At 37.9% G+C, this 22,757-nt stretch carries 22 protein-coding genes, 1 tRNA gene and 1 pseudogene; 9 read left to right on the top strand and 15 right to left on the bottom strand.

Going from position 1 to position 22,757, the window contains the following annotated elements; translation table 11 throughout:
- Positions 1-251: pseudogene (locus G532_RS0111320) on the bottom strand (IS21 family transposase); the annotation flags it as partial.
- A gap of 187 nt (positions 252-438) precedes the next feature.
- Between G532_RS0111320 and G532_RS16100 the strand changes: the two are divergent.
- Complete coding sequence (locus G532_RS16100; protein WP_156882585.1) at positions 439-660, top strand: hypothetical protein; 222 nt, start codon at positions 439-441, stop codon at positions 658-660.
- A 169-nt stretch (positions 661-829) separates the two neighbouring features.
- Here the strand turns inward: G532_RS16100 and G532_RS0111310 are convergent, their stop codons facing one another.
- The 5 genes from G532_RS0111310 to G532_RS0111290 form a co-directional block, all read right to left on the bottom strand.
- Positions 830-1,351, bottom strand: coding sequence for an SRPBCC domain-containing protein (locus G532_RS0111310; RefSeq protein ID WP_027964915.1), 522 nt, complete (start codon positions 1,349-1,351; stop codon positions 830-832).
- 87 nt (positions 1,352-1,438) lie between these two features.
- A complete protein-coding gene (locus G532_RS0111305) occupies positions 1,439-1,765 on the bottom strand; it encodes an ArsR/SmtB family transcription factor (protein ID WP_027964914.1) in 327 nt (108 codons plus the stop codon).
- Between the two features lie 93 nt (positions 1,766-1,858).
- Positions 1,859-1,931 (bottom strand) — tRNA-Ala (locus G532_RS0111300).
- Between the two features lie 58 nt (positions 1,932-1,989).
- Entirely contained in the window at positions 1,990-2,226 is a 237-nt protein-coding gene (locus G532_RS0111295) for a hypothetical protein (RefSeq protein ID WP_027964913.1), read from the bottom strand.
- 45 nt (positions 2,227-2,271) lie between these two features.
- Positions 2,272-2,901 (bottom strand): YczE/YyaS/YitT family protein, encoded by a 630-nt coding sequence (locus tag G532_RS0111290; protein WP_027964912.1) that lies wholly within the window; start codon positions 2,899-2,901, stop codon positions 2,272-2,274.
- Positions 2,902-3,102: 201 nt separating this feature from the next.
- Here G532_RS0111290 and G532_RS15220 point away from each other — a divergent pair, with 201 nt between their 5' ends.
- Both G532_RS15220 and G532_RS0111280 read left to right on the top strand, forming a co-directional pair.
- Positions 3,103-3,384 (top strand): YfzA family protein, encoded by a 282-nt coding sequence (locus G532_RS15220; protein ID WP_051189157.1) that lies wholly within the window; start codon positions 3,103-3,105, stop codon positions 3,382-3,384.
- A gap of 278 nt (positions 3,385-3,662) precedes the next feature.
- Positions 3,663-4,661: a tRNA dihydrouridine synthase gene (locus G532_RS0111280; RefSeq protein ID WP_027964911.1), complete on the top strand. Its 999-nt coding sequence runs from the start codon at positions 3,663-3,665 to the stop codon at positions 4,659-4,661.
- Between the two features lie 230 nt (positions 4,662-4,891).
- Here G532_RS0111280 and G532_RS0111275 read toward each other — a convergent pair whose 3' ends face one another.
- From G532_RS0111275 to G532_RS0111265, 3 genes are all read right to left on the bottom strand, one after another.
- Positions 4,892-5,992, bottom strand: coding sequence for an alanine/ornithine racemase family PLP-dependent enzyme (locus G532_RS0111275; protein ID WP_084500723.1), 1,101 nt, complete (start codon positions 5,990-5,992; stop codon positions 4,892-4,894).
- Positions 5,989-7,071, bottom strand: coding sequence for an N-acetyltransferase DgcN family protein (locus tag G532_RS0111270; RefSeq protein ID WP_027964909.1), 1,083 nt, complete (start codon positions 7,069-7,071; stop codon positions 5,989-5,991). Before G532_RS0111270 ends, G532_RS0111275 begins: the two co-directional genes overlap by 4 nt.
- A gap of 194 nt (positions 7,072-7,265) precedes the next feature.
- Positions 7,266-7,631 carry a hypothetical protein gene (locus G532_RS0111265; protein WP_027964908.1) on the bottom strand — a complete coding sequence of 122 codons (366 nt, stop codon included), beginning with the start codon at positions 7,629-7,631 and terminating at the stop codon, positions 7,266-7,268.
- A gap of 221 nt (positions 7,632-7,852) precedes the next feature.
- Here G532_RS0111265 and G532_RS0111260 point away from each other — a divergent pair, with 221 nt between their 5' ends.
- Positions 7,853-9,175 carry a DUF2254 domain-containing protein gene (locus G532_RS0111260; protein WP_027964907.1) on the top strand — a complete coding sequence of 441 codons (1,323 nt, stop codon included), beginning with the start codon at positions 7,853-7,855 and terminating at the stop codon, positions 9,173-9,175.
- A gap of 323 nt (positions 9,176-9,498) precedes the next feature.
- A complete protein-coding gene (locus G532_RS0111255; protein WP_027964906.1) occupies positions 9,499-10,101 on the top strand; it encodes a TetR/AcrR family transcriptional regulator in 603 nt (200 codons plus the stop codon).
- Positions 10,102-10,283: 182 nt separating this feature from the next.
- Here the strand turns inward: G532_RS0111255 and betB are convergent, their stop codons facing one another.
- The 3 genes from betB to deoC form a co-directional block, all read right to left on the bottom strand.
- Positions 10,284-11,753: a betaine-aldehyde dehydrogenase gene (gene betB, locus G532_RS0111250; protein ID WP_027964905.1), complete on the bottom strand. Its 1,470-nt coding sequence runs from the start codon at positions 11,751-11,753 to the stop codon at positions 10,284-10,286.
- 43 nt (positions 11,754-11,796) lie between these two features.
- On the bottom strand, positions 11,797-12,663 hold the full coding sequence (locus tag G532_RS0111245) for a glycine betaine ABC transporter substrate-binding protein (protein ID WP_027964904.1): 867 nt from the start codon (positions 12,661-12,663) through the stop codon (positions 11,797-11,799).
- A 115-nt stretch (positions 12,664-12,778) separates the two neighbouring features.
- Positions 12,779-13,525: a deoxyribose-phosphate aldolase gene (deoC, locus tag G532_RS15215; RefSeq protein ID WP_051189156.1), complete on the bottom strand. Its 747-nt coding sequence runs from the start codon at positions 13,523-13,525 to the stop codon at positions 12,779-12,781.
- A 389-nt stretch (positions 13,526-13,914) separates the two neighbouring features.
- Here deoC and G532_RS0111235 point away from each other — a divergent pair, with 389 nt between their 5' ends.
- From G532_RS0111235 to G532_RS0111225, 3 genes are all read left to right on the top strand, one after another.
- Positions 13,915-15,213, top strand: coding sequence for a voltage-gated chloride channel family protein (locus tag G532_RS0111235; protein ID WP_027964903.1), 1,299 nt, complete (start codon positions 13,915-13,917; stop codon positions 15,211-15,213).
- Positions 15,214-15,377: 164 nt separating this feature from the next.
- Positions 15,378-15,989, top strand: a complete 612-nt coding sequence (locus G532_RS0111230; RefSeq protein WP_027964902.1) for a DUF421 domain-containing protein — start codon at positions 15,378-15,380, stop codon at positions 15,987-15,989.
- 20 nt (positions 15,990-16,009) lie between these two features.
- Entirely contained in the window at positions 16,010-16,162 is a 153-nt protein-coding gene (locus tag G532_RS0111225) for a small acid-soluble spore protein P (RefSeq protein ID WP_027964901.1), read from the top strand.
- Positions 16,163-16,249: 87 nt separating this feature from the next.
- Here G532_RS0111225 and G532_RS0111220 read toward each other — a convergent pair whose 3' ends face one another.
- Both G532_RS0111220 and G532_RS0111215 read right to left on the bottom strand, forming a co-directional pair.
- The gene (locus tag G532_RS0111220) at positions 16,250-17,443 is read right to left on the bottom strand and encodes an aminotransferase-like domain-containing protein (RefSeq protein WP_027964900.1); all 1,194 of its coding nucleotides are present in this window, start codon (positions 17,441-17,443) and stop codon (positions 16,250-16,252) included.
- Between the two features lie 20 nt (positions 17,444-17,463).
- Entirely contained in the window at positions 17,464-18,846 is a 1,383-nt protein-coding gene (locus tag G532_RS0111215; protein WP_425402133.1) for a YjiH family protein, read from the bottom strand.
- A 381-nt stretch (positions 18,847-19,227) separates the two neighbouring features.
- On the opposite strand from G532_RS0111215, the gene G532_RS0111210 reads away from it, so the two are divergent.
- A complete protein-coding gene (locus tag G532_RS0111210) occupies positions 19,228-19,719 on the top strand; it encodes a pyridoxamine 5'-phosphate oxidase family protein (RefSeq protein ID WP_027964898.1) in 492 nt (163 codons plus the stop codon).
- Positions 19,720-19,932: 213 nt separating this feature from the next.
- Here G532_RS0111210 and ltrA read toward each other — a convergent pair whose 3' ends face one another.
- Positions 19,933-21,216: a group II intron reverse transcriptase/maturase gene (ltrA, locus tag G532_RS0111205; protein WP_027964897.1), complete on the bottom strand. Its 1,284-nt coding sequence runs from the start codon at positions 21,214-21,216 to the stop codon at positions 19,933-19,935.
- Positions 21,217-22,757 lie beyond the last annotated feature (1,541 nt).

The raw sequence follows: 22,757 nt of genomic DNA, 5'->3' as shown, positions 1-22,757 counted from the left end.
TAGATAATCTTATTATTACGACGTAACTTCTTTTTCAAAGCGTAATCTTCTAACAGCCAATCAGAAACAATTTCTCCCCATTTTTCTTCATACATCATGCCGCCCTTTTTAGGGAGAATCTCCGAAGGAAATTGATCCTCATCTGCATATTTCTTTACTGTTTCCCAGCTGAATCCCGTTCTTTTTGATATTTCATTGATCGATAATGATTTCTCGTTTCTTAGTTTTTTGATATGATTAACTTCAGGCATTGCCAGCATCCTTTCATTCCCCTCCACCATTAATTGTTTAGTCACCATTAACGGTAGGGTGTTTTGATTGGGCTGGCAAGCCTTTTTTTTGCTTTTTGTCGATTACAGCGTTCTAAAGTTTTCTTTGCAATTCTCACTACTTTTATTTTGCACTATACACTTCCTTTGTTGTTATATTCATATTCTTTTGATAGGTTATCATAATGATGCTGATAGCTTTAATCTAGAAAGCTTTGTATTAGAAGTAAATGAGGATGAATTATTAGTAGCTGAAGAGTCTTTTCAACTACTTGATGCGCTGGTAATGGAAGCTGAAGAAACGATTACTGCTGTAAAGAAAGGGGTTGAAAAAATCCCAGAATCAGTGAGGGACGTTTCTTGGAGAAAATCATTTACATCAATTAAATAAAATTAGATTTTTCTAGGTTATTATCAAAGAGAAGATGCCCAGCTGTAAGAACAGCCGAGGCATCTTCATTAATGATGTGGAGTATTTTAAACTTTTCTATCCTTTTCGAAGATAATTTATCTTTACTTCGAATAGTAAGTCCTGAATTTTTGCTGTCTGAGCTTCTAAATTATAGTTGATTTAAATAACTATCCAGTTCTTCATAATGTGATGTTAACCCTTGAACTACACCCATATCAATAACTTTTTGTACCTCTTCCTCAGATGCGAACTGAGTCCGTGATAGAAGCTTGGTCTTACCTTGATTTTCTTCAAGCGTCAATGTGATATGCATTTCCGGGGCTCCAGGTGTAGGAGTCCCATCCTCATCAGCAAAAACATCCGTGTACACGATTTTGTCAGGGGATACAATTTCATGAAATATTGATTTCCCACAAGATTTTTGACCGTAAAAATCTACTTGGTCTTTATCCACACACTCCATACAATAATTCCATACACCGTTCGGCTCAAATTCAAAACGAGAATTGGTTGTTTCCCAACCTTTTGGTCCCCACCAATTAGCTAAATGAACGGGGTCCGAGAACATTTTAAACACAAGATTCCTTGGTGCAGTAAATTCCTTTTCAACCACTAACTCTTTCCCTTCTACCCAATGCTTCATCTGTGAACTAGCTTTGTTTTCATTCATCTACATTCCTCCAACTTGAGATTTTTTGAAGCTAAAAATACTGAGTACTCCAAATGAACAGTTGGTTACACAATGGTGAAGTTCTTTTTAATCCTCATTCGATTCTTCTGCCTGTAAATCATGTAGATAATCGTCCAACCGGTCTAAACGACCCTCCCAAATCGATCGAAAGGAATCGAACCAAACGTCTAACTCTTTGAATGGCTCAGGGCGCAGTCTGTAAAATCTCCGGTTAGCCTGTGGTATCACTTCAACAATGCCAGCATCATGAAGTACTTTTAAATGTTTAGAAGCCTGAGGTTGACGCAGTTGAAGATTTTCGGCGACCTCTCCTACTGTAAGTGGTTTTTCTTTTAATAGTTGAACGATTCTTATTCGATTTGATTCTGCTAGAGCACTAAATATTCTTTCCATATTTTAAGTATAACTCAAAAGGAATATTCCGTAAAGAGAATATTAATAAATTAGTTAAAAAAAGAACCCTTGATAAACAAAGGTTCCGTTCAATGGAGCATATCGGGCTCGAACCGATGACCTCTTCACTGCCAGCGAAGCGCTCTCCCAGCTGAGCTAATGCCCCGTTAATACAAAAACATTCTATCATCACTGAAACTATTTTAAAAGAAAATTTTATTCAGTTATTGGTATTGCAATTCATGTGGTATCATTTGGTTAATCTTCATAGGTGAATATGCAGCTATTCTCCTTGTGTTGATTATTATCATTTTAAATGCCTGTCCAATCAAGAAAAATAGATAGAGTCTTTTAATGTACTCTTCTATGTGAGTCGCCTCATAGGTAGCCCAATATGCATTAGTACAAACGTCTGCAATCCCTTCCACGTGACTTTCATTAGCTTTTATAATTTCAGTCATGATGACCCCCCATTTCATTAATTTATAAGCCTTGCATCTACAACTCTAAGTAAACTTATGTCCACCCACATCCAACAACCTATCCAGCTGTCTCGTATGAAAATGATACGACTGTTGAAAAATTGGACTTTGGATAAAGGTATAAATAAACGTGAAAATGAATACTGGCCCTCCTAGCACAAATGCTAGAACAAGTACGGAAGATTCCACAATAATTCTTACTCGGCTAATCGACCAGCCCACTTTATCTGAAATCGACAACATGAACCCATCACGTGGGCCGACACCGATCTTGGCTGCTGCATACATTCCCCCACCGAATCCCATCACGACAATTGCAAATAATAAAATGATAACTTGAACGGCATAAGTACTGCTGGCAGGAAACCAGTCTAACCATAAGAATAAATCAACTAATGGACCGACAAGAATACCGTTTAGGAATGTTCCATAATTGATGTATTTTTTATCTAATATTAACGAAATCCCGACGAGCACCATGCCAACAATGACCGCCCATGTCCCAATAGATAGTCCGAACAAATCAAATAGAGCGATACTTAACACATCCCATGGGTGGATCCCAAGGTGTTGCACTGTCACCGCGAGCGCGATTCCGTAGCTAAAGATCAATAATCCTAACGTAAACATACTATGTTGAATGATAAACTTCATAGGTGCTCCTTCTTTCTATATGTACATTATCGCTATTATAACGGAAATAGTGAGCGCAGTAACTATTAAAATCACCCAAATTACTGCACTTCACCACCACCCTTCACAAATTCATTTTTGTATTGTAAGCTGTTACAAAAGTATGTTATTTAAAGAAAATAAATCCATACAATATGGGTAGTTGATTTAAGGGGGGTAATCATGAAATCAAAACTAAGAAAAAAGTGGCTCTATACAATCAGCATTTTTATCCTATTACAGTTCATCTTTATACTTATAGATGGGACATTTCTCGAACCTAGTCCTAATCGAATAGGAAACTTTGCTAGTAGAATTGTAGAGACAAAACTTTTTTCAGAGTGGCTTACTTTATATGAGAACCCGATATTTAAAATAATTACCGTGCTTGGTGTATTGCATATAATTTTCACAGGTATGAAAGATCTTTTCCTTTTTCTACTAAGACGAGATCACTCAAATTGATTTGTAGCCTTTTTTTATGTAGAGGTCTTCCTTAAATCAACTTTTGAATCATCACCCTTCAAAAAAGTTAGAAGACCTCTTCTTACAATGTTTATTACTCCCTAACACTTACACACCCTACATTAAAAAATTCCTACCAACCGCCAAAAGTTGTCCCTTGCACTTTTCGTTTGATACTATTAAAGTATATAATGGTGAATTCTAGTGTGACTGCAGAATTCACTTGTGAAAGTTTATGTTGAAAGATGATTTCCTGATAGAAAGGGTTCAGATATAGTATGAAGAATAATTTTTGGCATGAGTTGCCGAAGCCGTTTTTTGTGTTGGCACCGATGGAAGCTGTGACAGACGTTGTTTTTCGTCATGTGGTCAGTGAAGCAGCGAGACCTGACGTGTTTTTTACTGAGTTTACGAATACGGAAAGTTACTGCCACCCGAGAGGAATAGACAGTGTGCGCGGGCGACTAACGTTCACAGAGGATGAACAGCCGCTTGTTGCGCATATTTGGGGAGACAAGCCGGAACATTTCCGCGAGATGAGTATTGGCATGGCAGAAATGGGCTTTAGTGGTGTAGATATCAATATGGGCTGTCCAGCGCTTAATGTTGCAACGAAAGGTAAAGGTTGCGGACTAATTCGTCGCCCGGATGTTGCAGCAGAAATCATTCAAGCAGCCAAAGCAGGTGGTCTACCTGTAAGTGTGAAGACTCGTCTTGGTTATACGGAAGTAAGCGAATGGCACGACTGGCTGAAGCACATCCTTGAACAGGATATCGTCAACCTTTCCATCCATCTCCGTACGAAAAAGGAAATGAGTAATGTCGATGCGCATTGGGAGTTGATTCCTGAAATCAAGAAGCTTCGTGATGAAGTGGCCCCCCATACGCTACTAACGATTAATGGAGACATTCCTGACCGACAGAAAGGGCTGGAGCTTGTTGAAAGATATGGTGTAGATGGCGTGATGATCGGACGAGGAATCTTCCATAATCCGTATGCCTTTGCAACCGAGAAGAAGGAACATACGAGCGAAGACCTACTCGGACTACTGCGACTGCAGCTTGATTTACATGATAAATATTCCGAAGAACTCGAACCACGGAATTTCAAACCACTTCGCCGCTTCTTTAAAATTTACGTCCGCGACTTCAAAGGTGCAAGTGACCTGAGACATCGCCTGATGAGTACGGAATCTACGGATGAAGTGCGTGAATTGTTGGATGAGTTTGCGGAACAGAATGAAGTGAAGGAAGAAGAAGGGATTACTTTTTCTTAGGTTGATAAAAGTTATTAGAGAGATGAGCAGTTAGTGCTTATCTCTCTTTTTCATATAGTGACTGTTTTATTTATCCAAATGCCTTTTGCTTTCAAAGGCATATATTATTTTACAATCCAATTAATTCTCTTAACCCTTCATTCTGAACTTGTAAGTAATACTTACAAGTTATAAAAAAAGACCAGTCAGCTGACGGTCGAGTAATTTTTTCATTTCAATTGATAGATTATTTATACATATTCTTTGCTTACAGTAGACGATGTCATTAAGGATAGTAACGCGCCATAGTTTAAGTTAAAAGCGACTGCATCTCCTACTTGTAAGTCGACTTTCTTTGCATCAAGGACGGTATGGTCACTGCTGAATCCTATGATGTTGACATCTAGGAGTGAAGTTAGGCCACCCACAAGGACGTCTTGGATTCCGACGCCTAGAATTGCGTGTCGTATGTTCCCTTTTTCTTCAAATTCGGGGTAAAACCCTAATGCGTTTTGTGCAATTTCTCCGTACGGGACGGAGGGTTTGATTTTTGATTCAATGACTTCCGAATAAAACGTGAAAGCGTCCGTATACAATCCTGGAATAGGGGTGCGTGAAAGGGTTTCCTGTCCGAGCAGAATTGATTCGCCAATACGCAACTGATTAATTTCACCCATCTGTTCAGTGGATGTGAACCAGTTGTAATTAGCAGAATTCCCCCCTGAAATAAACGGCAAGGATAGGTGGTATCGATTTCTAATTTCACTGGCTAAGTGCGAGAGTGTATTCATTTTTTTTGCATCCGGCTTTACTCCTCCAAAACAAGCGAAATTAGCTCCAACCCCTACGACCTCTATGCCGCGCAGTTGTAAAATACTTTGGATGTAGCGATCGAGTTGGTCTGGCATTACGCCTTCACGTAAATCACCCAGCTCGATCATAAGAATTATTTTATGCACGGTGTTTTTCTCTAATGCGCATTCAGATAATCGTTGAATGACCTCCAGTTCAGAGTTTAAACTGATATCTGCATAGTCTACAACGGCCTCGATTTCACTAAGTGCAGGCGTTCTCAATAAGACAAACTCTGCTTGTACACCTGCTTCTTTCATTCTTTTTAGATTCTCTATCTTGGAATCTCCTAATTGTGATATACCCTGATCAACGAGAAGGTTGGCAATTTCAAGGCTGCCACAGACACCTTTTGTTACACCCATTATATGAATGCCTTTCGACTGGTACATCGACTTAAGCATTCTAGCATTATGAGCGATTTTGGAAAGGTTAATCTCTATTTTCGGCATTTTATGTTTCAGATAAAGTTGTTTAGGTGGTTCGACTGTTAGATTCATCTGACCAGAACCTTCTTCTCTTTTAACGTCGGGAAGGCTGTTAGAATACTTTGGACCAGCTTATCTGATCCGTGCTTTAGAACGTCTGTCGCAGGTATTTCAAACTTCTGCTCATAGGAAGCGACGGTTTGGTCGATTTGATCGTCCCTCATGTTCTCATGATTAATCGTAATGGCAACCACTTTTGCGTTCGAAGAATTTTCGATTAAATCAATTTCACTTTTCAAAGTTGGCATTTTCATAAATGGAAAGTCTCCTAAATTAACGCGCATCGGAGGGTGTTGAACAATGACAGCACTTGGTCTCGCTCCTTTTAATATGCCTGACGAACTAATGTAAGCAGGGTGGCTAAGTGCTCCTTGTCCCTCCACAATAATGACGTCAGGTTTTTCTATGTTATAAGCTCTCATGATCTGGTTTTCAATTTCACCAGTTATATATTGAGAAGGAAGGGCATCAATCGCAACTCCATAGGAAGCACCTTGAATTAACCCTGTTTGTCCCGTCGCAATCATAGCAACGTTAAGCCCTATTTCTTCAAGAGCACTCTGGAGCACAACAGCTGTGGTTCTTTTCCCAACCGCACTATCGGTTCCTAAAACTGCTATAATCGGCGCCTCCACTGAAAATATTTGGCCGGAAAATAAATGTAAGTCTTTCTTCATAGGTGGTTTGCGCACATCTGTGATAGTGACTCCACACTGGGCTGCGTACTGCAAGAATTCCTCATCTTCGCCTAGGAACTCATGTAATGGATTAATAAGATTCATGCCATACTGCATCGCTTGAAATAAAAGTTCCCGTTCAGCTGATTTAAGAAATGCTTCAGCGGGAGCAATTCCATAGATAAATTGTGCTGGAAGTTCATCAAGTCGATTAATTGCATCCTCCAGACTATGAAATACTGGAATGCTATTTCTACCTTGATTTAGAACCTCACCTGCATCCATTCCGGCTTTCTTACTGTCAATGACACCTACAATGTCATACTTTTCTGAGCGACGGACTAACCCATTTGCTGTTTTTCCGTCCATTTTACCGAAATAATCTTCACAATAAATTAATGCTGTATTCTTCAATATTTGTTCCTCCTAGTTTTTAAAAACATTTAAAAACACAAAAAACACTTTACCCATTTAGACGAAGTGAGCCGAGGACTGTGGTCTGAATGGGTAAAGCGTCTTTCGTTGTATTATCTATTATAACACACTTTTTATAAAAGTTTTTATTTTATAATAGTTATAAATAAATCACATCCGGAATGCCAAGTATATCACTCAGCTAACATCTCTTGTAAGGCATTGGCATCAATCTCTTTAATATCTTTGATGTGAAGTTTATTACTATTTAAACCTGGTGTCGTTTCAACTAGTAGTGAGTTATCTTCATGATCTGCTTTCACAATGAAAAATTGACTTACCTGAGTTGAATGTTGAAAATAGTTTACATGATTTTCTATGTCGGTACTTTCTAATGAGGAATCATTTAAGATCACATCTTGTAATTCACCATCTTCATTGACTGATATATAATTGACCAAATCCACACTTGTCTTTGGTTTATTATCTTCATAAGCAAACCAGATCCAAGAAACAGTGAGAAGGATCGTAAGTAATATAGATAAATGACGGGATTTCATAATTACATATCTCCTTTTAAAGAAATTTCTCTAAATTTTTCTAGTATCATAAAAGATATTATCAAAAAAACAGAAAAAAGGAAATACTTGGTGCATGGAAAACCAGAGCTATTAGTTGACACGTAACCCTCCTGGGCCCCACAATCATCCCCATGCATAAAAGTATTTCTAGCGTATTCAGATCATGCTAACGATATACGTTCCAAGAAGGAGAGATAATTATGAATACGATGAGAATGTGGGTCAAGATGCGAGATAGTTTTTGGTTTTTACCCACGATTTATGGCTTAATGGCACTTATAGCCATAATATTAACAATTTTATTGGATACGTGGCTTGTTTCTAATTTTCAAGGACACACCTTCTCTCAGTACTTCGTAGAAAAAAGCACTGCGAGGAGCTTATACAGCGCTCTGATAACTGCTGTGTTGACGATGACGACAATTAGTTTCTCTACCATTATGGTCGTCCTAACTAAATATTCGACTCAGTTTTCACCACGAACGTTGCAAGATTTTATGAAAAGTCGAGTGACCCAGCATGTCCTCGGTGTCTTTTCATTCGGGTTTGTTTTTACGCTCATCAACCTAATGTGGCTTGGAACTAGTAGTCAGAAAGAATTTTTAGCTGCATATTTAACAGTAACTATCGCTATTATTAGTCTCGGATTTTTCATTCTATTTATCCACCATTCTTCAAGCTTTCTACAGGTGAATAACTTGATTGGACAAATCCGAAATGACACTTCCTTTCTTATCCAAAACACTTTCCGAGAAAAAGACTTCATCGAAGCTTCTGAATGGGACGAGGATACGGTCAACCAGTGGAAGGAAAATGCACACAACACTGTCAAAGCAAACCAATCCGGATATCTCCAAGGGTTAGAAATCCAAGGGTTAATTAAGTTCGCTAAAAACAATGACATCCTAATATCTTCTGAATACCAAGTAGGAGATTTCGTTACCAAAGGAACTCCGGTCTTCTATTATTGGCAAAGAAACCAGTCGGATGAGGTAGAAGACATGAGTTATTTTCTTCACTATATGTTAATTGGAATTGAACGTACGAATGTTCAGGACATTGAATTTTCGATTCAGAAGTTGGTTGAAATTGCAGTTAAATCGATTTCACCAAGTATAAATGACCCCCACACCGCCGTGAACAGTATAAACAGGATCGGCTCTCTTTTAACAGAGCTTGCATCTATTCATAAACCTATTCGTTATTATGCAGACCAGAATGATGAACTAAGATTTATCATGGAACCGAAAAAATTCGAGGATTACCTTTACAGAAGCTTCTACCAAATTCGTCTATACGGAAAGAAAGATATGACGGTAATGGCCGCGTTGCTTGAAGCACTGTATACGATAGCAATTACAAGTGAAGAACATGTTAAAGAAGACACATGGCAATTTGCGAAATATGTCATGGATTCTACAGATACCGAGGAGTTACATGAGCTTGACTTTAATCGTTTTTATGAGACATGTAAGAAGATTGCGGATGTTTGTGAAGAGGAACCGCCAATTGAAAATAGGTAACATGTTTAAATAAGTAAAGAAGAGAAGAGCAGTATACGCTTTTCTCTTCTTTTTATACTTAATGACGAATTATCCAATATAAGCTAAATGGTTTGAAATACTAATTTGGCCTTTATTCTCGATTTGAATTTTTATATCTTTCGAACCATTTTATAAAATTTATTAAACGAATCTTATGAAAGTTTACTTTTTTATATTTGGTTACTCGGCATGCAATCAAGTGTTACCGACTCCTTTTCAAGTTATCATAAAATTTTTAAGTCGTTTGACTTAAGAAATGTTATGATAGTATTAAGCACCTTACAAATTAAAGGAGTACTTTTATGCCTAAAAAAATTGACCTCGCTGAAAGAAAAGAACATATTGTAAAAGCGACTTTTGACGTTATCCACCAACACGGCTTTGAAAAAACGACTTTACGGGAAATTGCTAAAAAAGCTGATTTATCTTTAGGATCTGTTCAATATTTTTTTCCAAAACAAAAGGACATATACGCGTTCGCCATGGAAGTTATTTTTCAAAGATTTGAAAATAGAATGCAACAGGTCGTCCAAGTAGAGCACGATCAAGATATCTTTGAAGCCGCTGTTCGTATGGGGAAACAAATCGTTCAAATCCATTCAAAAGAAGGAAGAATCGAGAATGATATTTGGGTGAAATTCACCTTAATGGCTAGTATGAATCCAGAATATAAGGATTTGAGTGAAGAATATCGGAATATAAATCTTAATTTTGCAGAGAGTATATTAAACATTCTTTCTCAACATGGCTATCTGTTAAATGAGGATAAAATTAAGGAACAAGCCCATGCCTTCATTATTTTTATTACAGGCTTAGTATTCGAATCTGTTATCTATCACTATTTATATAGCGAGCAAATAGTAGAAGATAAAATCAGAAACTATTTACAGGAGATATGTAAGTAATCGGTCTACCTCAAAATGTAGAAAATAAACAGTGACTAATTTATGTATGTAACCTATCTATATGAAAATACATCTCGTACCGGGTTCCTTCTAATGAAGGCCCGAGTACAAGATGTTATACAAGTAGCTAATGTGCCTATATTCCTTTGTAGGTACTTGAAAAAGAGACATCTAGGGATAATCTAGAACCAGTTTAACGGTTCAGGCTTCAAGTTATGAAAAATGTGTTTTGTCTCCTGGTATTCCTCAAGTCCTTCTTTCCCTAGTTCACGACCAATTCCAGATTGTTTATACCCTCCCCATGGTGCTTGTGGGAAGTAAAGGTTAACATCATTGATCCAAACTGTACCCATTCGCATTTTGGTGGCAAGTCGCTCAGCCTTTGAGATATCATTTGTAAAAACACCACCGGAAAGGCCATAAATAGAGTCATTAGCCAATTGTATAGCCTGTTCTTCGGTGCTGAATTTTTCAATAGTGATGACAGGCCCAAAACCTTCTTCTTGGACTACATACATATCCGTTTTACAATCCGTTAATATGGTTGGAAGATAGAAAAAACCACTTTGTAAAGCAGGATCATTTGGACGACTACCACCGATGGCTACCGTCACTCCCTCCTGCTTTCCTTTTTCCACATAATTAATTACTTTATTCAAATGTTCATTCGAAATAAGTGGTCCCATTTGGGTTGATTCGTCAAAACCATTGCCTAGTTTAATATGCTTTACACGCTCGACCAGTGCATCAACAAATGAATCATGAATACTCTCTTCGACAATTAAACGTGTGCCTGCGGAGCAAATTTGCCCTGCATGGAAAAACACCGCATTCATAGCCTGATCAACTGCTGTTTCAAAATCAGCATCTTCAAAAATCACATTAGGATTCTTACCCCCTAATTCAAGTGCTAGATTCTTTACATTCGAGCTTGCAGCCTGCATCACTTTTTTCCCTGATTCAATTCCACCAGTGAAAGAAATTAAGTCTACCTCATGATTAGAAGAGAGCTCTGCCCCAACAGTGTCACCCGCACCCATCACAAGATTTATAACTCCTACTGGAACTCCTGCCTCTTCCACTAATTCAAATACTTTAATCGAGGTCAAAGGTGTAATTTCACTAGGTTTCAGTACGAGGGTGTTACCTGCCACTAATGCCGGGGCTAACTTCCAAGATGCCTGTAATAAAGGGTAATTCCATGGCGTGATCTGCCCACACACACCAACAGGTTCACGAACGATTCTACTAGTTGAATTTGGAATAGGGGAGTCAAGAACTTCACTACTACTATCATCAGTCATTTCGGAAAAATATCTGAATACCAAAGAGATTTCATCCATATCTCCACGGCTTTCCTCCATTGTTTTACCTGTATTAAGTGATTCGAGATAAGCCAATTCTTCCTTATCCCGTTGAATCAAGTTCGCAATTTTTTCAACAACTTTTCCCCGCTCTACTGCCGATGTTGTAGACCATTCTCCTTGGTCAAAGGCTTTTCGAGCGGCTTTGATAGCTTTAATCGCATCGTTTTTATCACCTTCTGAAACCTTTGCGATAACTTCTTGATTGTATGGGTTGATAATTTCTCTTAATTCACCAGTATTCGCTTCAACCCATTCCCCATTAATGTACATCTTTTTGATTTCCATTGGATACCCTCCTTTTTATCAGGCGAACTCTAGGCATTCACTCTTAATCGTTAGTTATTTCATCAATTCTATCTTGATTATCTTCGACCCATTCTTGCGCTACTTCTTCAGCATCTTCACCGTTATCAATCTTAATAATCATTTCTTCCATGTCAGGAATAGAAATGGTCAAACCTTCTAATAATTCATAAGCTCCAGGTGCTTTCTCATGTAACTCATCATTAGCGATAGGGTGAATCGAACTTCCTGAGAAATACTCTGGGTGTTCTTCATTTGTTAATATTTTTAACCCCATGTCATTAAACATGGAATGTGGACGCCATCCATATAATAAAATAGGCTCCTCTTGATCCGTACTTGCTTTCGCAGCAGCAATCATTGCTCCTTCGGAAGAGTTTACGAGATTAAGGTCAAGATCATAGGCATCAATTAATTCTTGTAATTCATCCATAGCAGGGTCCCCATCTTCAATGGCAATTACTTCATTGTTAACCATATCTTCATTCCCAACTAGATCTTCCACATCATTTATATCTTCCATATAATTTGGAACTACCATTCCTGCATTTGCATCTTCATAGATTGGTGATAATTGCTCGATAGAATCTGAGTACTGCTCTAAATATTGTGTCTGTTGTGGATACCAAGAGTCCATGTAGATATCAATGTCACCTTCTGCTAATGCGACATAAATAGCGCCAATATTCGCCTCTTTTACTTCTATATTATAACCCATGTCCTCCAAGATATATTTAACAATCTCTGTAGGCGGAACCGTACTTGTCCAAGTCGTTAAACCTAACACTAAATCTTGGTCCTCAACATTTTCCGCTTCACTATCATTTTCTGAACATCCGATTAAACTAATTGCTACTATTAAAGATACTATAACTAAACTTATACGCTTCATACTATCTACTCCCTTTTATGTTTTACATAAGACATCTATTTAACGATTCATAAAAAGTCACACTATATTATCTTTTATTATTAATTAAAGTTAATTTACAACGCTATCTTATTCTCTATTTATTTTGCCAATAATCTTCTTTCTGTTCTTCGAGCCATTCAATAATATGATCATTACCGATTCGAGAAACACCTAATTCCTCAATATAATAGAGGCACTCTTCCAAGTTTTTGGGGTCGCCAGAAGATTTGATTTTTATTCGATCTTTTACAATCTCACGCATTGCGCGTACATTATCAATCCCTGTATTTTCGTAAGGTTCAGCCATCTCATCGTTGTAATCTACATAGCCTGTACCATCGTAACCAGCGGCAAATCCAGTAGCATTTTTGACGAAGTCAGCACCCGATTCAATCACTAACTCACAAGCTTTAGCTAACTCCTCTCTATTTTTAAGGTGCGGTGTTTCAATAATAACTTTCACAATACAATCGCTACGTTTATGTTTTGCTGCTCCGACAACTTGTTTCAATTCATCTAACACATAATCATAATCCCCCTCTTTAAAGCGAGCTATGTTCATTACCATATCAATTTCGTTAGCCCCATCATCTATCGCTACCGTAGCTTCATGGACTTTCGTCTTGGTCGTCTCAAATCCAAAAGGAAATCCAACCACACCACTGATACTAGCTTTGTCTCCTATTATATTTTTAGCTACCGCTACGTCCGTTGGATAACAACATAAGCATGCAAATCCGTATTTAAGTACTTCTTGACTTCGTTTTTCTATGGAATCTTGTGTTCGATTTTGCCAAAGAAGCGAATAATCGATATACGAACAAAATTCTGTTTTATTCATATTTTAACCACCCTTTTTGTTTCACCAGCTACCATGGTTCTGGTTTTATCCATTTAAATTTGTACTGATATGGGATAACCAAATATTCTCTTTCAAAAATCATTGTAATACATATGACTTAAAAACATCATAATACAACTGACTTAAAAAAACAAGGGCTATTGCATATCCCTTATAAAACCAGGCATCTAGCAAACTAGCGTTAGAATAGATTAATTGATGAAAACCACAAGCTAAATAACCCTATTTACATGGAAGGGATAGGGTTTGCCATGCGTAATTCTCCTCTTTTTTTGGGTTTAAATTCTTCCTACTTCTAATAATTCTCATCCAATGGGCAAAAATAGAATCGATACTCCTAAAAGATGAGAAATGAGGTGCGATGATCAGTGCTTTTAAAATATAAAAACTTTTTCTCCGTTCTTGTTCCATGGATTTTCTTTGGATCCATAATTGGAATCATCGTTGGTTCAGCAACTACTTTTCTTTTAGTGACAAACGATTTTTTAGGAGATGATATACGATCCACAAGAGATTGGCTTATCTTCCTTCTTCCTTTTGGGGGACTAATCATAGGCTACATATATATGAACTATGGAAAGGTGTTTTTGAATAATACGTGGAATGACACCGCTGAATTAAATAATCTCGTGATAGATGCCGTGCATGGAAAGAAAGAGGTACCGCGGCGAATGGGGCCGATCGTTTATATCGGAACCTTTATCACTGTCCTTTTTGGCGGGTCAACTGGTCGAGAAGGGGCAGCTGTCCAAATGGGTGGAAGTGTAGCTGCAACGGTCAACAAATTCTTCAACGTAAACAAGGTCGACAAGAAAATTTTAATGATGAGCGGAATAAGTGCTGGTTTTGGATCTGCCTTTGGTGCGCCTATAACTGGTGCTGTTTTTGGCATGGAAATGTCCACATTAGGAAAGCTGAAATTTAAAGCATTTGTACCCTGTCTTACCGCAAGCTTTGTTGGGCACTATGTGACTGTAGCTGTCTGGGGACACGAACACGAAGAATTCATCATACACACCGTACCAGAAGTATCTATTAGTACCTTTCTACAAGTTATTCTGATATGTGTGATCTTCAGCTTGGTGAGTGTTTTATACTGTCAGTTGAGACATGGGATTCAACATTTTTCAGAGAAAATTTTTAAGAAAAACCATATGAAAAGAGCCTTTGTTGGAGGAATTATCATTGTCATATTAACAATGATTGTCGGTTCGCAAGACTATAATGGCCGTGGATTAGATATGCTAGAGCAATCTTTTAATGAAGACATTCCACCGTTCGCTTTTCTAGCCAAGCTAATATTTACAGCAGTAACCCTAGGTAGCGGCTTTGTGGGCGGGGAAGCTATCCCTTTATTTTTTATCGGAGCGACCTTAGGGAATGCCTTACATGCATTTATTGATTTACCTATGTCATTTCTCGCCGCTTTAGGATTAATCGCCGTTTTTTGCGGCGGGGCTAATACACCTATAGCAGCTTTCCTATTGGCAATGGAGATGTTTGGTGGAGAAGGATTAGAATACTTTTTTGTTGCTTGTATGGTCAGTTATCTATTCTCAGGACACCATGGGCTCTGGCCGTCTCAGAAAATTTATGACCCTAAGAGCAGATTATATAATACCCCACGAGCAGAAACGATTGGAGATGTGGAGAAAAGGAAGCATTAGTATTGAGGATTCGGTCTTAGACGATTCCCGCTTCTTTTATTATCAGCATATGAGGATCAGTAAAAGATTAGAGAATAAAAGTGGAGCGTCTCATCCACAATAAACAATAGATCCTATACATCTTATAAATATAGAGTTTCAACTATTGAAAAGAGGGGATGTTTTTGGACTTTCACTTCCTATGGAAAGCTCTTGTCGTAGTCATTGGAGGCGTCCTGATTTTGCGACTAGCTGGAAGAAAATCAATTTCACAGCTTACGGTTGCGCAAACCGTCATGATGATTGCTGTTGGTTCCTTGATTATTCAACCTGTTGGTGACAGAAGCATTTGGATAACAATGGTTATTACATTTATTATGGTGAGCACGCTTATCTTTATAGAGTATATCGTTTTGAAATCGGATGTTCTAGAAACATTTATATATGGAAAATCAATGATCGTAGTCGAAAACGGACAAGTAAATGAAACCAATTTAAAGAAGCTACGGTTAACTGTTGATATGCTTGAAGTACGAATGAGACAAGAAAATATCCAACATTTTAGTGATTTACAATGGGCTACAATAGAAGCGAACGGTCAATTAGGATATATGTTAAAACCCGAAAACCAATATGCTACTAAAAAAGATATTCAGATGCTCAAATCGCTGATTGAATCAAGTCAATCTCATCCCCAGAATGGAAGTTTGGAAAGTCAAACAAGCTTGGAAGAAAACATATTTACTGAGGTTAAGGACAGGAAGCATAAAGAAGAACCTAAAAGGGATTTAGATTAAATGGAAGGAGGAGATAGAAAATGAGTGGAAAACCTAAAGGACCAAAACAGCAGGAAGAACCAAATCTACCAAAGAGTCCGAAACAGCCATATGGCGAACCAATGCAAGGCTCGCACAAAGTAAAACAGCGAAATCATACAGGGCAAAAACAAAAATCGGATCATGATATGTAAAGTTTAGAGAAAAGAAACGAATCCAAATTACATGAATTAACCCCGTACCACTTTAATAGTAGTACGGGGTTTCTCTTGGCATGAATACTATGAAAGGTTTCGTTTGATAACTTTACTTAATTTTTCAATTCCTTCTCCGATCTCTTTATGATCGGCGTAACTAAATGATAAACGAAGGTACTCTGCTCCCTCCTGATGATTTAAGAAAAAATGCTTCCCTGGGATGTAGGAGACACCTTCATCGAGAGCTTGAGTTAATAATTTCGCCGTATCTACACCAACGATTCTAACCCAAACAAAGTAACCACCTTCTGGCACATACCAGGAGACCGATTCCGGCATATGTTGTTCCAAGGCAGAAAGTAAGGCGGTACACTTTTGTTGATACGTTTCTCTTAAGGTGTGGAGCCTTTTCTCTAAGTCTGTTCTATCTATATAGGAAGCCATGGTTGCTTGTGCAAAGGCATGGTCTAAATCCTTTTTAAACCGAGCCAGAGTATTAATAAATTTGGGGGTTGCCGTTACCCAACCGATTCGCATTCCCGGTGCTACTACCTTGGATAAGGAACCAAGATATAGAACACGTCCTTCATTGTCCATCGCTTTTAATGGAACTGGGGGTGCTTGAAAATGTAATTCGCCATATGCATCGTCTTCTAAAATAAGAAAATCGTACGTGGAAGCCAGTTCCAACACATGTTTCCGACGATCCATGGTCATCGTTGTCCCTGTTGGATTTTGAAAAGTTGGTATCGTATATAAAATGCTAGGAAGCGGTAGCCCTTTGCTTTCCCTTTCCGCTAGCATCTCTTCTAATTTATCTGTTTGCAGTCCGTATTCATCCACTGGAATACTAATAAAATGCTCCGTGTAGTTTTGAAATACTTCTAATGCTTCCATATAAGTTGGCGATTCTACGGCAACGACTGTTTTATTATCAAGTAAAATCCGGGCAATGAGATCGATTGCTTGGCATGCACCGGATGTAATTAACAGTTCTTCTTCGGAAGCACGGATCCCACGTTGTAACATCCTCGCTTGAAGCTGCTCTTTTAGCTTTGCCATGTTAGGGCTTCCCACGTAATGAAGCGGCATGTCCTTCTCTTCTTCCAGTAAGCGGCTCACTGCTGCTTGCAGCTCCTCAACGGGAATCAGATTAGGTGCCGGAACCCCAGAACTTAAACGTACACAACCATCTGGAAGTGTGGGCATCCATTGGCCTGGTGGATCATTTTGAAGGGCAGCTTTCGTGTCTTCCGTGAAAAATGCTTCTATATTCATTTCTATCCTTCACCTTTCCATTAAAAAAATAATAGATGCGCCATTAATGCAGCAATTGGCAACGTAATGATGGTTCTTTGTAGAAATATAATAAATAGTTGCGCGAACGAAACGGGAATTTTTGATTTGATTAATAGTATACCAATTTCAGACATGTATATTAACTGGGATAAGGACATGACACCGATCACAAAACGTGTAAGTTCTGACTCAATGCCACTTCCAACAACAGCCGGTAAAAACATGTCCGCAAAACCAACAAGCATAGCAGGTGCAGCTGCTTGAGCCTCAGGGATTTGTAGTAACTGAAGTAATGGGACGAAAGGATACGATAAGACATTAAATATAGGAGTTAATTCCGCAATAACAAGAGCTACCGTTCCGAGCGCCATCACTAACGGAATTAAAGCAAACCAAATATCAATGACATTCTTGACCCCGCCTTTTATCACACTCGTATAACTCTTCACTTGATCTGCTTTTTCAACAGCCTTTCTAATTCCCCATTGGAAACTAGATACCCCTTCTGGCACAACTTCATCTATTTGCTTCCCTACCGGCTCGTAATACGTATCTTTCTTTAACGAAAGAGGCGGGATTCTTGGACATATAATAGCAGCGATGACTCCTGTTACAACGACACTAAAATAAAACTGGATAAACATATGGTCTATATTTAAAAACCTTGCAATAATAAGACTAAACGCAATGGATGCAATAGAGAAGTTCGTTGCAACAACAGCCGCTTCACGTTTTGTATAGTAACCAGCCTCATACTGTTGTGTCGTTAATAATACCCCTACTGTTCCACTTCCCATCCATGATACTAAAGCATCCACAGAGGAACGCCCAGGTAGTTTAAATAAAGGAATCATTAATTTACGTACCAATGCTCCGATAAAATCCATCAACCCAAATTGAAGTAAAAGCGGCATAAACAAACAAGCAAATAAAAACCAAACCATGAGGACCGGAATTAAATCATACAGTACCACTCCACCTGTCAGACCAGACCAAATGAATTCAGGACCTATTTCATTCAAAGTGAGAACAGCAAATAATGCGCCAAAAGCTCTCAATAGGAACCAGAATAGCGTGATATCAAATAAGCCAGTTAAGAATGCACTTTTTTTAACTGCTTCTATGGTAGTAAATTTAACAATCAAACTACCAACGACAGAAGCACAGAGTACAATGGTCATAAATAAAGGAATATATTCCTCTATAGCACCCTGTAGACCATCCGCTAAAATTCCAAGCCCGATTGTTACATTTCCATCTACAGAAACAGGGACTAAAAATAGCAAAATTCCAATTAATGACGGAAGCAAAAAGCGTATGTATTGTTTCGGTGTATATCCCTTTTTGTTAGTAACTTCTTCTTCCTGCTGTGTTTTTTTCATTCCCATGTTGAATCTCTCCATATTTTTATATTTTAAATAATTTTTGATTATATTATCACTACTTCTAAACTTGATAGCTAATAACATATCATGATTATGTATAATTATGCAATGGTGTATTTTGATTTTCTTTATGTTTTTAACTCAAGATTTGATTATTTACATTAATAAAATCCTGTTTTCTACTACTAACTAGAAAACAGGATTTTTAGTATAAATATACATGCATAAAATCATTGTTTTTATTTTGCTCCGGATTGATGCAATGTTCTTTTAGTGATTCATATTAAAACGCCTCTGGAAAAGGGTCTCCTGCTGCCACCTGATTAAATTTTTTATACAAGGGTAAAATACTTCTAATACATTAGTGAGGTGATGGAAATGTCTAATAAGCTAAAGCAAGAAGAAGTAGAAACGTTAAGGAAGTTAATTAAGGATATAGATACAGCCATGCTGACAACTGCATCGGAAGAAGGGCTTGTGTCCCGCCCGATGAAAACGCAGGACGTAGAGTTTGATGGAGACTTATGGTTCTTCACCAAAAAAGAAACGGATAAATTTGATCAGATTTTACACGAACAAGATGTGAATGTGGCTTACGCAGGTGACTCCTATGTTTCTGTACGTGGAAAAGCAGAAATCGTGGAAGACACAGAAAAGAAAAAAGAATTTTGGAGTAAGGCACTTGAGAAATTTATGCAAACGTCTTATGACGATCCGAACGTGGTCCTTATAAAAGTGAATGCGGAAACAGCAGAGTATTGGGACAGCGGTGATTTCAAGAAGAAAACCGCCTTTTTGTATAAACGGATGACAGGGAAAGATTCGGAATCAACGGGGATAAATGAGACGATTGAATTGGATAAGGAATAGAAGAAAAGGGTGGTCTTAATATGGGACCACTCTTTTGAGCGTTATAATAAATGAAAGAATAACTTAGCCTCAAACTTCTACTACCACTTTAACCGATCACCTCTAATAGATTCAAGACGGTTATGACAACATATCGAGTAGGAGGAGGTAATTAACCTCCGACCTCTCACACCACCGTACGTACGGTTCCGTATACGGCGGTTCAATTTTATATTAAGCATGTATTTTATTATAGTGTTGTACGCAAGAGATTAGCCCGAACTGGGCTAATCTCTTGTTCGTTATCGTTGTGGTAAGAACCCACGAATAGGCTATCCGTATCGCACCTTTACTGGTGTGACTGTTCTTATACGCGTGATTTCTTTTCATACCGAGCTTCACTAGGTTCTTCCGACGCTTCTGGGGTGTTTTCCACTTCTTCCAGATACACATTCTTAGTCGAACTCTTGTGTGAGAGTCAATTCTATTTAAAACGGATTTCATATAACCTATTCTAAAATAGTTGACCCACCCTCGAATGACTTGATTAATTCGTTCCACTTGATACTTCGTATCAACGCTCCAGTTCTTTCTTGTTAGTTCTTTTAACTTGTATTTGAACGCTTCCACGGATTTTTCATGTGGTTTTGCTTTATATTCTTCCATTTGGTAGTCTTTAAAGAAGCCAAAACCTAAGAACTTTAGGTTAGGGTCGTTTGGTTTAGTCACTTTCGATTTTGTCATGTTAACGATTAAACCTAGTTTCTCTTCAATGAATTTTGATACAGACCGCATGACGCGTCTTGCTGACATCTCGCTCTTGACCATAATAATGCAATCATCAGCGTATCGAACGAACCTTAATCCTCGTTCTTCGAGTTCTTGGTCTAACTCATTCAACATGATATTACTCAGTAATGGCGAGAGATTTCCACCTTGCGGTGTACCTATGATGGTTTCTTTGTACCCTTCATCAAGTTGTACACCGCTAACCAAAAACTTTCGAATAAGAGAGATGACATCTCCATCTTTTACCGTCCTTGATATGATATTCATTAGCCGGTCGTGGTTGACCGTATCGAAAAATCGTTCCAGATCAATATCCACAATCCATTCGTAACCATCATTCAAGTAGTCAAGTGCTTGTTGGATAGCCATTTCGGCATTCCGTCCAGGTCTGAATCCATAACTATGTTCATGGAATTGTTTATCAAATACAGGGGTTAAGACTTGCGAAATAGCTTGTTGGATAACCCTGTCCACTACCGTTGGAATTCCTAGAAGGCGGGTTCCGCCATTTGGTTTAGGAATTTCAACTCTTTTCACAGGCGAAGGGTCATATTCCCTTTGGCGAATTTGAAGGATGACATCCTTCCTGTTTTCAATCATGAATAACGATAGTTTCTCCACCGTCATTCCATCTACGCCTGCTGCACCCTTGTTCTTTTCTACTTGTTTATGTGCTCGTTCAAGGTTATCCCTGCGAAGTATTTCATCAAGAAGTTTTCCTTCATACATGCTTGTTAGTTCCTTTCTTTCACGTGAAGTCGGTATCCACTTTAACGCGGTATGCCAGTGGTCTTTTTTTCTCTTCCAATTCAGATTTCCGTAACGATAAAATTGTTCAGCCCTTCACTCGTTCTAACTTTCGTTAGACTTCTTCATTACTATGGCTTCTGCTGACTTCTCCCTATCCAGACTTATATCTCTATAAGCGTTTGGGGTAGATAGGGAGACCTCCCCAGTTAAGGTACGAACTCTTTCCCTCCATCTATCTGCCATATATACACCATGTGATGTTCGTAGCTATGGGACTTTAACTTCTTTTGCAGTCTTATCCTCACATGTTGCCTCTTATATGATTTCTGTACGTCAGACCAGAGGTTTGCCTACAGCTTCCTTCAGATTCTGCGTCACCACAGACACCCTTGCTTTCGGCTAGGTGCTTACCGCTACTTGGTCGCACTCGGGACTTTCACCCGTTAGAGTTCGCCCATGCTGGGCGAACAAAAAAAGACCGTCAAATAACGGTCGAGTAATTTTTTTGTTTAAATTTATAAGTTCATACATAATACATTACTTGGTTTTATGCTCCGTTATACATATGGACGGGCAGCGCGTAGTAAACAGCCTTCAATTTTCATTTTCTGAACTACAAAATGCATGGGCGCGAGGCATTGTATAATTGCCTCAAAAAGCTGTTTGCTAAAAATTACATTCAAAGAAAAGAAATTAACGGTTACATGAAATACTGACTTCATATCAAAGAATCCTCTGATTATCTTTGGTCGATTTAATTCAATCTGAATCCATTGAGACACAAGAAGTTCAGAATTTCCCCAATTAAGGTTTAAAAAAATAGATATGATATTAGATACGGAAAGCAGCCCTCAGAATTTGACTAATGATACACAATATAAATCTAGTAATCCAACACATAATCAAGCAATTACTAAAAGAAGGGTTAAAAAATCATTTACCTTTGTCTATTCATGAAACCTTTTTTTTAAGGAGGAGTTTTAGAGGGTAGGAATGTGGCTATAGGTTGGAAATTATAAATAACAATATATTTAATATAATCCTTTTATTGACATCAATTATTGTGATATCAATCTTTTTTACCTGGCCTGAATAGGTTGGTTTACAAGAAATCACGAATTCCGAGTATAAAAATATAAAAGGAAATATCTAGATACATAAGAAAATACAGAAAAAGGTAAATAAATTCAAAATATTTCGTTTATATTATTGCAATTTTTTAAAAATTAAGTTACAATTTGTAACAAACAATTACAAAATACACCATTAATTGTTTTTCTTATTAAATTAGGAAGGAGGATGTAAAAAAACTTAACAATCACTATTTTTAAGGAGAGGAAAATTATGTTTAAAAAATCATTTATGTCAGTACTCACTTTAGCACTAATTTTTACCACCCTATCATTTAGTTCTCCTATAGCTGCGGATGGGTCTGACGAACCTGATAATGAATCCGTAGATAACAACGACATTGAAATACAAGCAAATACCATATGGAGAACTTATAACAAAATTGTCCC

The organism is Halalkalibacillus halophilus DSM 18494 (assembly GCF_000423105.1).
Classification (GTDB): Bacteria; Bacillota; Bacilli; order Bacillales; family Alkalibacillaceae; genus Halalkalibacillus; species Halalkalibacillus halophilus.
Note: the sequence above shows the minus strand (reverse complement) of the source record. Positions and strands in the feature narration are given on the sequence as shown.